At 60.1% G+C, this 12,649-nt stretch carries 11 protein-coding genes; 8 read left to right on the forward strand and 3 right to left on the reverse strand.

Going from position 1 to position 12,649, the window contains the following annotated elements:
* Positions 1–461 precede the first annotated feature (461 nt).
* From pgaA to pgaD, 4 genes are read left to right on the forward strand one after another with little or no spacing between them, the layout of a single operon-like run.
* Positions 462–2,918, forward strand: a complete 2,457-nt coding sequence (pgaA, locus tag GF111_RS20105; protein WP_071605312.1) for a poly-beta-1,6 N-acetyl-D-glucosamine export porin PgaA — start codon at positions 462–464, stop codon at positions 2,916–2,918.
* Positions 2,919–2,928: 10 nt separating this feature from the next.
* Complete coding sequence (pgaB, locus tag GF111_RS20110) at positions 2,929–4,935, forward strand: poly-beta-1,6-N-acetyl-D-glucosamine N-deacetylase PgaB (RefSeq protein ID WP_147191123.1); 2,007 nt, start codon at positions 2,929–2,931, stop codon at positions 4,933–4,935.
* Complete coding sequence (gene pgaC / locus GF111_RS20115; RefSeq protein ID WP_147191121.1) at positions 4,932–6,266, forward strand: poly-beta-1,6-N-acetyl-D-glucosamine synthase; 1,335 nt, start codon at positions 4,932–4,934, stop codon at positions 6,264–6,266. Before pgaB ends, pgaC begins: the two co-directional genes overlap by 4 nt.
* Positions 6,263–6,703, forward strand: a complete 441-nt coding sequence (gene pgaD, locus GF111_RS20120; RefSeq protein WP_038876551.1) for a poly-beta-1,6-N-acetyl-D-glucosamine biosynthesis protein PgaD — start codon at positions 6,263–6,265, stop codon at positions 6,701–6,703. Before pgaC ends, pgaD begins: the two co-directional genes overlap by 4 nt.
* Here the strand turns inward: pgaD and GF111_RS20125 are convergent.
* Entirely contained in the window at positions 6,700–7,155 is a 456-nt protein-coding gene (locus tag GF111_RS20125; protein WP_038876550.1) for a DUF805 domain-containing protein, read from the reverse strand. The two genes, pgaD and GF111_RS20125, sit on opposite strands and share 4 nt — an antisense overlap.
* A gap of 279 nt (positions 7,156–7,434) precedes the next feature.
* On the opposite strand from GF111_RS20125, the gene mltB reads away from it, so the two are divergent.
* On the forward strand, positions 7,435–8,523 hold the full coding sequence (mltB, locus tag GF111_RS20130; RefSeq protein WP_038876549.1) for a lytic murein transglycosylase B: 1,089 nt from the start codon (positions 7,435–7,437) through the stop codon (positions 8,521–8,523).
* Between the two features lie 56 nt (positions 8,524–8,579).
* Here the strand turns inward: mltB and GF111_RS20135 are convergent, their stop codons facing one another.
* Entirely contained in the window at positions 8,580–9,731 is a 1,152-nt protein-coding gene (locus GF111_RS20135; protein WP_060442066.1) for a porin, read from the reverse strand.
* Between the two features lie 397 nt (positions 9,732–10,128).
* Here GF111_RS20135 and GF111_RS20140 point away from each other — a divergent pair, with 397 nt between their 5' ends.
* From GF111_RS20140 to GF111_RS20150, 3 genes are read left to right on the forward strand one after another with little or no spacing between them, the layout of a single operon-like run.
* Entirely contained in the window at positions 10,129–10,419 is a 291-nt protein-coding gene (locus tag GF111_RS20140) for a hypothetical protein (RefSeq protein ID WP_038876547.1), read from the forward strand.
* 46 nt (positions 10,420–10,465) lie between these two features.
* Entirely contained in the window at positions 10,466–11,389 is a 924-nt protein-coding gene (locus tag GF111_RS20145) for a DMT family transporter (protein WP_047730158.1), read from the forward strand.
* Between the two features lie 3 nt (positions 11,390–11,392).
* Entirely contained in the window at positions 11,393–11,695 is a 303-nt protein-coding gene (locus GF111_RS20150) for a hypothetical protein (protein WP_147191119.1), read from the forward strand.
* 11 nt (positions 11,696–11,706) lie between these two features.
* Here GF111_RS20150 and dsdC read toward each other — a convergent pair whose 3' ends face one another.
* Positions 11,707–12,636, reverse strand: coding sequence for a DNA-binding transcriptional regulator DsdC (dsdC, locus tag GF111_RS20155; RefSeq protein ID WP_147191117.1), 930 nt, complete (start codon positions 12,634–12,636; stop codon positions 11,707–11,709).
* Between the last annotated feature and the right edge of the window lie 13 nt (positions 12,637–12,649).

The following is a 12,649-nucleotide window of genomic DNA, read 5'->3' on the forward strand; positions in this document are numbered from 1 at the left end:
TTAATTGTATTGTTAGCAATATTCTCATTATTTTTTGCGGGAAGAAAGATTATTTAATTAGGTGCTTGGATTAATATCCCCATTAATGATTGATAATGAGAATTGAAATCAAATATCACGTCGGTTTTTATACAATTTCACACGAAAGGGTGAAGATAAGAATATTGATCATGACAAAATCTCATGTTTATGATTTTTATGGTTTTAATTTTTATTATTTCACTTTTTAACAATTGTGAAATTCCATTTTCATTCAGATATCACCTGGCTGCGGTATTCATCGGCAGATTTATAAAATACTCTTTTTAGGCAAAGGCGCATTCGATTCTATTTAAGCGTGCGCCAGACAGAAATATTCATTACTCCATGCTTATTACCCGACGGCCTTAGCCGATTTTTCGGGTGCCTGCTCGCATTTCCACTTTGCCAGGACAGCAGCTCACGGATTAAAGGAATACCTCGTGCCTAAAGTTAACTCGCGTTCATTACGCTTTACCGAACGCCACGCCACCAAATATGCGGCGTCATTGCTGTTTATCGGTTTATCCCTGCCGGCCGCCGCGCTGGCGGATGAACGCTATGACGCGCTGATCCGTCAGGCCAGGTCGGGTGATACCGCGCCGGTGCTGGCGTATTTATCACAGCGGCGCGCTCAGGAGGGATTGAGCCTGCAGCAGCGAGCCGATTATATCCAGGTGGCCGGCTGGGCCGGCCACGATGAAGAGGTGGTCGCGCTTTGGCGTGCCGACGGCGCTGCGCTGCAACGGGATAGCGCCAGTCTGGCGACGGTGGCCCGCGCCTATCGCAACCTGAAGCAGTGGCAACCATCGCTGCGCCTGTGGCGTGCGGCGTTGCAGCTCGCTCCCGCCGACGGCGGTCTGCAGCGTGGCTATGTGATGACGCTGGCGGATGCCGGGCAGGATGTGCAGGCGCAAACGGAAGCGGCAAAAGCGGAGAAGCTGCTGGAGCCGGCGACGTGGTATCTGACGCGCGCCTATGTGGACCAGGCCGCCGGCCGCAGCTGGGCGGCGCTGGAAAACGCCACTCATGCTCGTGCGCTGGCGCCGTCCGACACCGGAATTCAGGCTTATTACGTGACGCTGCTGGCGGCGAATCGGGTCGCGGATCCGGCGCTGCGTGAAAGCCAGGGGCTGGCATTGCCGCCCGCTCAGCAGCGGCGCCTGCAGGCGGATGAAGCCGCCGAACTGGTGCGGCTGTCGTTTATCGATGCTCGCGGCGAACAGGAACGTTTCGTCATCGCCGACCGCGCGCTGGCGCGCTATGACCAACTGCTGACGCAGTGGCGGCCGCTGCCGGAGGCGCAGGACAGCTACCAACAGGCGCGTATCGATCGCCTGGGTGCGCTGCTGGCGCGTTATCGAATGGCCGACGTGGTGAGCGAGTATCAAACCCTGCAGGCGGAAGGGCGTACGGTGCCGGATTATGCCCAGCGCTGGGCGGCGTCCGCCTACCTCTATCTGCAGCAGCCGGACAAGGCGCAGGCCATTTTCGGCCGCCTGAACGCCGCCGCACCGCAGGCGGTGACCGCCGAAGACGAAACCGATCTGTTTTACGCGCAGGCGGAGAACGAACGCATCGATCAGGCGGCGTTGCTGGCACAGCGCGTCAGCCAGCGCTATCCCTACGCGACCCGCCTTTACCAGCTGCCGACGCTGGCCTACAACGATGACTGGCTGGTCGGCCAATCGCTGCTGGCGCAGTCGCGGGTTTATCAACGCGATCTGGCCGAGGCCGAACGGCAGCTGACCCATCTGGCGCGAACGGCGCCGGGCAATCAGGGTCTGCGCATCTCCTTGGCCAGCGTTTATTTGGCGCGCGGCTGGCCGCGTCGCGCCGAGGATGAGCTGAAGCAGGTGGAAGGGCTGGAGCCGCGCAGCCTGCCGTTGGAGATCCAGCAGGGCTATGTCGCGCAGGAGTTGCAGGAGTGGCGCCAGCTGGATTTGCTGGCCGACGATGTCATCCAGCGCGCGCCGGAAAGCGTCGCCGCTCAGCAGCTCGAGCGTTCGCGCCGCATTCACCACATGTCTGAATTGCGCATCAGCGGCAATCAGGGCATCGATTCCGACGGGCCGGTCAGCGGCAGCCACGATTTTGGCATTCACGCTGCGCTCTATTCGCCGCCGATCGACGACAACTGGCGGCTGTTCACCGGCTGGGGATTCAACACCGGCCAGTTCGACGAGGGCAAAGGCATCAACCGCGATCTCAGCGCCGGCGCCGAGTGGCGCTCGCGCGATCTGTGGCTGGAGGCCGAGGTGGCCAATCGCAACTACGGCCATGGCAATGAGCTCGGCCTGCGCCTCTCATCCTGGTATGACCTGAATGATCAATGGCGCCTCGGCGGTTCGGTGGCGCGCCTGTCGGCCGAGACGCCGCTGCGTGCGTTGACCAACGGCATCAGCGCCAACGGCGGCAACCTGTGGCTGCGTTGGCAGCAGAACGAAAGCCGCGAGCTGCGCGCCAGCGTGGCGCCTTCGCACTTCTCGGACGGCAACAACCGGCTGGAATACGGCCTGGAAGGGCGGCAACGGCTGCTCGCCGGCGCCCGCTATCGGCTGGACATGAACCTGACGCTGTCCGGCAGCCGCAACAGCCAGGAGAACGTGCCGTATTACAACCCGAAGCGCGACTTCACGCTGCTGCCGTCGTTAACGCTCGATCACACCCTGTATCGCCATTATCAGACCGAGTGGAGTCAGCAGTTCCAGGCCGGTGCCGGCAGCTATTGGCAGCGGGACTATGCGCGCAAGCCGATCACCCAGCTGGGTTACGGCCAGCGCATCAGCTGGAGCGGGGTGTTGGACGCCGGCGCGATGCTGCAGTTTGAGAAGCATCCGTACGACGGCAAACGCGAGCGGAACATCGGCGTGACGTTTGATCTGAATTATCGTTTTTAAAGGAATAATCATGCTTATTCGATCCTCGTTTTTCGTGTTGGCCGTGTTGCTGACCACCGCCTGCAGCCAGGCGGACGTGCCGCGCTTCACGCCGCCGGCGGAGCGCCCCGTGGGGCCGATGGAACGTCCTTGGCCGGCCAACCGTTACGCGGTGCTGGCGTATCATGACGTGGAAGACGGCGCGGCGGACCAGCGCTACATGTCGGTGCGCACCAGCGCGCTCAACGAACAGTTCGCCTGGCTGAAGCAAAACGGCTACCAGCCGGTATCGGTCGAGCAGATCCTGCAGGCGCAAAACGGCGGCCCGGCGTTGCCGAACAAGGCGGTGCTGCTGACCTTCGACGACGGCTACCGCAGCTTCTACAGCCGGGTCTTTCCGCTGCTGAAGGCCTACAACTGGCCGGCGGTGCTGGCGCCTGTTGGCGTCTGGCTGGATGCGCCGGCCGGCAAGCCGGTCGATTTCGGCGGCCTGATGACGCCGCGCGATCGCTTCCTCACCTGGCAGCAGGTGCGGGAAGTGTCGGACTCCGGGCTGGTGGAGATCGGCGCGCACACCTACGCGTCGCATTACGGCGGCATCGCCAACCCGCAGGGCAATACCGAACCGGCGGTCGCCAATCGGCTGTATGACGCCAAACGGGGCCGCTACGAAAGCGAGGCGGAATATCGCCAACGCATCGAGAAGGACGTGGCGTTGATCACTCAGCGCATCACCGCCGCCACCGGTAAGGCGCCGCGCGTGTGGGTCTGGCCGTACGGCGCGGCCGGCGGCGTGGCGCTGGACATCGCGCGCAAGCACGGTTACCGCATGGCGCTGACGCTGGAGAACGGGCTGGGAGACGTCAACGCGCCTGCAAACGTGCCGCGCATGCTGGTGGCCGGCAACCCGTCGCTGACGAGCTTCGCCCAGCAGCTGACGCAGATACAGAACCGGCAGATCATGCGGGTGGCGCACGTCGATCTCGACTACCTCTACGATCCCGATCCGCAGCAGCAGGCCAAAAATCTCGACAAGCTGATCCAGCGCATCTACGACCTGCGCATCAATACCGTTTTCCTGCAGGCGTTCGCCGATCCAAAAGGCGACGGCAACGTGCGCGAGCTCTATTTCCCCAACCGCTGGCTGCCGATGAAGGCCGACCTGTTCAACCGGGTCTCCTGGCAGCTCTCTTCGCGCACCGGCGTGGCCGTGTATGCCTGGATGCCGGTGCTGGCGTTCGAGCTGGGATCTGACGTGCCGCGCGTGCAGCGCCTCGATCCGCAAAGCGGGCAGCTGTCGGTAGACGACAAGCAGTACCGCCGCCTGTCGCCGTTCAACCCGGTGGCGCGCCAGCGCATCGGTGAGATCTACGAGGATCTGGCGGCGCACGCCACCTTTAAAGGGATCCTGTTCCACGACGATGCCCTGCTGTCGGACTTCGAAGATGCCGGCCCCGACGCCGTTGCGGCCTACCGCCAGGCCGGCTTCACCGATTCGGTGGCGGCGATACGCCAGGATCCGCAGCAGATGGCGCGCTGGACGCGCTTCAAGAGCCGGGCGCTGATCGCGTTTACCCAGTCGCTGACCGAGCGGGTGCGGGCGATCCGCGGCCCGCAGGTGCAAACCGCGCGCAACATCTATGCGATGCCGGTGCTCGATCCCGCCAGCGAAGCCTGGTTCGGCCAGAACCTGGCGGATTTCCTGCAGGCCTACGACTGGGTGGCGCCGATGGCGATGCCGCTGATGGAAAACGTGTCGCGCGCCGACAGCGGCCGCTGGCTGGATCAACTGGTGGGCAAAGTGGCCGCTTACCCCGGCGCGCTCGATAAAACGGTGTTTGAGTTGCAGGCCGTCGACTGGCGCAAGGAGCGCCGGATCAGCCTGGATGACGGTCAACTGCTGGCCGAATGGATGCGTCGCCTGCAGCGCAATGGCGCTCAGAGCTTTGGTTATTACCCCGACAACTTCCTCGACGATCGGCCTAAGCTGGATGCCGTTCGCCCGGTGTTGTCCTCAGCCTGGTTCCCACTGCCATGACCGATCGTTTAATTGCCTTATTTATCCTGTGCCTGGTGTTGAGCGTGCCTTTCGGCATCGTCCTGCTGTTTACCGGCGAAGTGCTGCTCAACTTCGTGTTTTTCTGGCCGCTGTTCATGTCCGGTATCTGGATCGCCGGTGGTATCTATTTCTGGCTGCACCGCGAGCGCCATTGGCGCTGGAGCCCGGACATGCCCGCGCCGGTGCTGCCGGGCAACCCGTCGATCAGCGTGCTGATCCCCTGTTTCAACGAAGGGTTGAACGCGCGTGAAACCATTTCGGCGGCGATGGCGCAGCGCTATGAAAATATCGAAGTGATCGCCATCAACGACGGCTCCAGCGATGACACCGCCGAGGTGCTGGATCAGTTGACGCTGGAGTTCCCCCGCCTGCGGGTGATCCATCTGGCGCAAAATCAGGGCAAAGCGATCGCGCTGCAGGCGGGCGCGGCGGCGGCGCGCAGCGAGTTTCTGGTGTGCATCGACGGCGATGCGCTGCTGGATCGCGATGCGGCGGCCTATTTGGTGGCGCCGCTGTTGGACAATCCGCACGTCGGCGCGGTGACCGGCAACCCGCGCATCCGCACGCGCTCCACGCTGATCGGCCGCATCCAGGTCGGTGAGTTTTCGTCGATCATCGGCCTTATCAAGCGCACGCAGCGCGTCTATGGCCGCCTGTTCACCATCTCCGGCGTGGTGGCCGCGTTTCGTAAGCAAGCGCTTACCGATGTCGGCTACTGGAGCCAGGACATGATCACCGAAGACATCGACATCAGCTGGAAGCTGCAGCTCAAGCACTGGGCTATCTTCTTCGAACCGCGGGCGCTGTGCTGGATCCTGATGCCGGAGACCCTGCGCGGGCTGTGGAAGCAGCGCCTGCGCTGGGCGCAGGGCGGCGCCGAGGTGTTTTTAAAGAATCTGCGCAACCTGTGGGCCTGGGAGCACCGGCATATGTGGCTGCTGTTCGCCGAGTATTGCCTCTCTACGTTGTGGGCGTTCACTTACCTGGTCAGCGTGCTGATTTTCCTGGTCGGGCTGGCGGTGCCGCTGCCGGAGGGCATCCGCATTCACTCGTTGCTGACGCCGGCGTTTACCGGCCTGGTGCTGGGTGTGGTGTGCCTGCTGCAGTTCACCGTCAGCCTGCTGCTGGAGAAGCGCTATGAGAAGGGCTTCGGCCGCTCGCTGTTCTGGATCATCTGGTATCCGTTGGTGTATTGGCTGCTCAGCCTGCTGACCACGCTGGTGGCGTTTTCCAAAGTGATGTTGAAAGCTCGGCGCGGGCGTGCGCGCTGGATCAGCCCCGATCGGGGCATTGGGAGGATCAAAGAATGACGGACGTCCTGATTTATTCCGAACGCGGCCTGCTGCCGCGCGTGGTAGACAGCCTGCTGACGCTTTTCGCCTGGTGCGGCTTCCTTTATCTGTTCAGCCGCGGCCTGATATCGGTGATGGATCAGCACGGGGTGGGTTCTGCCCTGTCGCTGCTGGAGGTGATCTCGCTGTATATCATTGTGGCGTTGTTCAATGCCGTCACGTTGATCGCCTGGGCCAAATACAACCAGTATTTCTCCCGCCGCAGGGCGGCCGGCCGCTGGCGGAAACAGCAACAGAACACCCACATCGGCTATATCACGCCGGAGCTGACCCGGCAGCTGCGGCGTTTGCCGATCGCCGTGGTGTCCCATAACAGCGGCGGCGGCATCAGCCAGGTCAGCGGCAGGTTGACGGCGGCCGAACCGGCAGCGAACAAGGTGGTGCAGCTGCGTTAGTCGTCAGCGTTGCCGTCCGGCTTGCGGCGCAGCCCGCCCGGCGGCAACAGCAGGGCGCAGATCATGACGGCCAGGCTGAACAGCGGCAGCCAGCGCGCCACCGGGCCGGGGGAGTAGTTGTTGAGCACCGAGCAAACATAGCACGCCACGGCCAGCGCCCAACCCGGCAGGCCGATATCGTTGAGCCGAAACGCGGTTTTGGCCATAAACCACGTCACCAGGCCGAAACAGAACAGCGCCCAAACCATAATGCACAGCAGGTACAGCAATACCGAGACGAATTCCTCGGTATCGCCGTGCGCATGGGCGCGAAAATGGTTTTTATCCAGGTAGGTCGACAGAAACGACAGCAACACGATGCCAACGGCGAAGATCGCCAGCGAGAAAACAAAGGGTTTGCGCGAGATGCGCCCACGGTAAAGATCTTTGGCGAGTTGTCCGAGAGATTCCATTACAGTCCATTGTCGTGATCATTGCGGCGATAGCCGGATGGCAAGCAGCCGGGCATTTTATCGGGGTAAAAGGGGGCGTCAAGGTGATAATTTTTCTCATTTAGTCGCGGTTGAGATTCCGCGCGGCCGCACCGGGCGTCCTTTCACCGTGCAAAACGTCACAATTTGGCACGTTTGGCTACCTGACGCGGTAATTGGCGACATAATCCAGTTTGTTCGCGCCGAACAATGCATTAACATAACTCCCACTTATCTCTTGCATGGTTATATGGATATCCGATGCGTCACCTGGTTGCGCTTTTACCGCTGATTACCTTGCTTGCTGCCTGTAGCAGCACGCCGAAACCCAGTCCCACCGCTACGCCGCAGGGCACCCCGGTAAAGGGCGGCTTTTTGCTGAGCCCGGCGCACAGCGGCGCGCCGCTGGGTGGTGATTTCGCCAATAACCCGAATACCGCGCGCTTTATCGATAAGATGGTGCAGGAACACGGCTTTGATCGGCAGCAGCTGCACGACGTGCTGGCGCAGGCACGGCGCCTGGATTCGGTACTGCGGCTGATGGACAGGCAGGCGCCGACGCCGTCGACCCAGGGGCCAACCGGGCCGAATGGCTCCTGGCTGCGCTACCGCAACAAGTTCATCACGCCGGATAACGTGCAAAACGGCGTGGTGTTCTGGAATCAATATCAGGATGCGCTGCAGCGTGCCTGGCAGGTGTACGGCGTGCCGCCGGAGATCATCGTGGGGATTATCGGCGTGGAGACCCGCTGGGGCCGCGTAATGGGTAAAACCCGCATTATCGATGCGCTGGCGACGCTGGCCTTCGACTACCCGCGCCGCGCCGATTACTTTGCCGGTGAGCTGGAAACCTTCCTGCTGATGTCGCGCACCGAAGGCGACGATCCGCTCGAACTGCGCGGCTCCTTCGCCGGCGCGATGGGCTATGGGCAGTTCATGCCTTCTTCCTTCAAGAGCTATGCGGTCGACTTCAACGGCGATGGCCATATCAACCTGTGGGATCCGGTCGATGCCATTGGCAGCGTGGCCAATTACTTCAAGGCGCACGGTTGGTCCAAAGGCGAGCCGGTCGCGATTCAGGCCAACGGCCAGGCGCCGGGGTTGGAAAATGGCTTCAAGACCCGCTACTCGGTCACCGCGCTGGCGGAAGCTGGCCTGAGCCCGCAGGGTTCGCTCGGGGATAACCAGGAAGCCAGCCTGCTGCGGCTGGACGTCGGCACCGGCTACCAGTATTGGTACGGCCTGCCGAACTTCTACACCATCACCCGCTATAACCACAGTACCCATTACGCCATGGCGGTATGGCAGCTGGGCGAAGCGGTAGGGCGCTCGGCGCGCGGCGGTTTCTGACGCTGCGCCCATAAACGAAAAAGGCCGCTTGCGCGGCCTTTTTTACGTTCTGAGCATCAGAAATCGTAGCGCAGACGCACCACGGTCATATCGCCGAGGTTGTCGGTGCTCGATGTCAGCACGTGCTCAACGTCAACGCGGAAGCCGTAGTCAAACTGTACGGTAACCCCGAGGCCGTTGTCGATGCGCTGGTAGTTGCGACCGGTGACGTATTCCAGGCGATCGCCCATAAAGTACGGCATCACCGATTTCACCGCGTACTGGCCAACCGGCACGGTATAACCGGCCAGGTATTCGATACCCCACGCATCGCCGGCGAAGTAATTGTTGACGTCGGCTTTCTTGGTGGTCAGGAAGTCGTGGTAGTAACCGCCGCCGAAGGTGAGGGTCCAGTTGTCCGGTTTCCAGCTGAGGGCGGTGCCGACGATGTTCTGATCGTAGCTCTTGCTGCCGCTGGTGGACGGGTTGCGCATTTCGGCGCGGGTGTAGTTCCAGGCGGTGCCCCAGGTCAGATCCTGCGTGATGTGGTAATCCACGCCCAGTGAGCCGCCGCCTTTGCGCTTATAGCGTAGGCCGTTGCCCGGCAGGTAGTCGCTGTCGTTGAACAGGTACGACGCATAAACGTCCGCATCGCCGAAGCGGTTCTTGTACTTCAGCATTTTGCGTGAACGGTAAGAGCCGTCGTAGTCGCCGTTGATGCCGTTGCCCGGCGCCTGGGCCAACATGTCGTAGTCCCAGATATCGGTCTTGGCGCCCACCACGTCATAATAAACGCTGTTCTGCTGGCCGAAGGTCATCTGGCCCCAGGTGTTGCTTTTCAGGCCGGTGTACAGCATGCGGCGGCTGGTGTTTCTCGCGCCGTCGGCATAGTGATGATCCCAGTCGAACAGCGCCGGAATGTTCACGCCCAGCTCATAGTAGCTGATCCAGCTGATATCGTCGAACAGGTAGTAGTCCGTCGCGAAACGGAAGCGGGTGCCGCCGTCGAAGCCGTTACGCTTGTAGGAACCTTTGTCGCCGTCGCCCGTCATGTTGTTGAACTGCGGACGGATGCTGCCGCCAACGGTGAAGTTCAGGCGGCTGAGCGGATCGCCGGCCTGCGGATCCTGCTTCAGCAGGGTGATTTCCGCCTGAGCGGCGAAGGACGCGCTGCCGATCGCCAGACCCAGCGCCACCGCTTGAGTCAATACGCGCAATTTCATTGCCATGTGTTATCCCTGTTTTATGTATGACCGCCCCATCAGCGCCGCCATGCCGATGTTTTGCGCATAACGCTGCGTTTATGCGCATTTTGACGGTTTTTTTTGGTGTTTTAGCGGCGGGCGGCATTTGTAACATAAACAGGGGCATAAATAATTACTTTTCTTGCTAATTATTGGCCGGTTTTTGACCATTCCGTGCGGTGCAAAGGGCCGCTGTTCATGTTTCTCGATTCGGATGAATTCATTTAACGCCAAGGTTTATATTTTTCATTTGTCAGTCACCGGCGCCAGCCTGTAATTTCATCCGTGCAAGAGATAATTAATTTGAGCCTTTCACCGGCGTATTAACGTCAGCCTTTGTCTGCGTAATCGGCCGGCATGAATAAGCGATTGGGAGGTCGCCATGAGAAACCTGTTAATGTTGTTAGTGGGGCTGTTTTCACTGCCGGCGATGGCGGCGGAGTCGCACGTTTGTCATTCTCAAGCTTATGATTACGCAGAGGTTAGTAAGCTTAGGTTGTCGGATGACACCCTGTTCACCTGCCGCGGCGTGGGGCGCCTGACGATCCCTGAATTAGCGCGCAAAGGATGGAAGGTGATTCATTTGGCGCAGCAAACGGAATATACCGACTCTGTCGATAGCGATGGTGAGGTTATTAAGCTTTATCAGGAAATCGTGGTTTATAAAGAATAATACGACGGTTGCCCGTTATTATTCTCACGGTGGCGAGAACCCTATTATGAATGCGAGAGTCGGAATCGACGGCAGGGCTGCCGCCGCGATGGTGATGCTATGCGCCATCTGGGGAATGCAACAGGTGGCAATCAAGGCCGCCGAGCCGGATGTGTCGGCGGTGCTGCAAATCGCCATTCGCTCGGGTCTCGCCGCGCTGGCGGTTTACCTGCTGGCGCGCGGCCGCGGCGAGCGCTTCACCTGGGATCGCGCCACGCTGTGCGCCGGTTTGAGCGTGGGGGCATTATTCGCGCTGGAGTTCTTTTTTGTCTCCGCAGGGCTGCGTTACACCAGCGCCTCGCATATGGCGGTGTTTTTGTACACTGCGCCGCTGTTTTCCGCCCTTGGCCTGCATTTTCTCCTTCCTCAAGAGCGCCTGTCGCCGGTGCAGTGGCTGGGCATGCTCATCGCCTTTGGCGGCGTAGTGCTGGCCATATCGGGCATGGCCGTGGAAAACGGCGGGGCAGAACGGCTGAAAGGCGATCTCTACGGCCTGCTGGCGGGGATCGCCTGGGGAGCTTCTACCCTGGTGATCCGCACCACGCGCCTGGCGGAGTGCCCGGCCAAACAGACGCTGCTGTGCCAGTTGACGGGCGCCTGTGTGCTGTTGTCGTTGCCGGCGCTGGCGACGGGAAACCTGCATTTCACCCTGAGCCCGGTGGCCTGGTACAGCCTGCTGTTCCAGACCGTGGTGGTATCGTTTTTCAGCTATCTGATCTGGTTTTCGCTGCTGCGTCGCTATCAGGCCTCCTCGCTGGGCATTCTCACCTTTATGACGCCGGTATTCGGTATCCTTGCGGGGAGCGTCATTCTCGGTGAGCCGTTGCAAATTGAGTTTGTATTGGGGGCCGTGCTGATCGTGCTGGGATTAATCGTGGTGAGTTGTTCTTATCTTATTTATTTTGACCGAAGGGTGGCACCAAAAATATAAATTATGGATGTTGATGTACAGAACTACCAAATAAGCTGCGAAAGCCAATTAATTATTCAGCTGCAAATATCCCGCTATGCCTGGGGCGTACCGCTGATTACGCTCAGCGATAACGGTGATTTTACCGTGATAAGAAGCCGAGGCTGGTCGAGGTTGGCTAATGGGAGGGAATTGGAGGTTTATTATTTTGCCAATAATTCCCTGCTTACCTGGGATAAAAACCGCAAATATATCTCTTATTCAAAGGCCGGTCGGCTCTACGCCTGCGCGCTGCATTTTTCTTATTCCCCCAAAATAGAGCGCTAACCCTCTGGCCATCAGACCAGAGGGGCGATTTTCATGATCCACTGCTTAAACGCGAGGATTTTCGGCCACTGCCGCTCGGAGATGGTCGAGGTAAAATAGCAATGCTCGCAGGGCACGGTCATGTCGGTGAACGGAATGAGCAGCTCGCCGCTTTTGATCCAGTCCTGCACCAGATTGAGCCGCCCCATGGCGACGCCAAGGTGCCGCGTGGCGGCCAGCACCGCGAGATCGGAGCGGTCGAACTCCATGCTTTTACTGTCGGTATCCAGCCCCAGCGCAAAGTGTTGCGACCAGGTTTGCCACTCGTCTTCGCCGGAGTTGTAGCGATCGTGCAGCAGCGTGCAGTGGGCCAGGTTTTCCGGCGCATCGTACAGGCTATGTGCGGCGGCATACTGTGGCGTGCAGATCGGCACCATCGATTCCTGCATAAAGGCCTCGTCCAGATGCCGCCCAGAGGGCAGTTTGCCGAAGTACATCGCCAAGTCCACGCCGCGGTTGGCCAGGTTGATGATCTCCTGCCCGGTCAGAATGTTGAGGTGAATGGTGGGGTGCTGGGCGATAAAGTCGCCGATGCGCGGCAGCAGCAGGCATTGCACCAGAGACGGGTGCGAATAGAGGGTCAACGTCCCCGTCAGCTCGCGATTCTTGATGTCCAGAATTTCCTGGTTCAGCGTGTTGAAGGAGCTGTCCAGCGCCCATTGCATGCGCTCGCCCTCCGGCGTCAGGGTAATTCTGCGATGAAAGCGCTGGAATAGCAGGAAGCCCAACTCCTTTTCGAGCAGATTAATGCGGTGGCTTACGGCGCTGGGGGTGATCGACAATTCTTGCGCCGCCAGCGCAAAAGATAAATGACGTGCGACGCATTCGAAAGTATGCAGCCGGGAAAATTGATAGCTGGTCAGCGGGGTGGCCCGCTGTGAATGTTTTTTACTGGGGAACATGCTATTTCTCCGT

The sequence above is a fragment of the Serratia sp. HRI genome (genome assembly GCF_010119335.3).
Lineage (GTDB): Bacteria > Pseudomonadota > Gammaproteobacteria > Enterobacterales > Enterobacteriaceae > Serratia > Serratia nevei.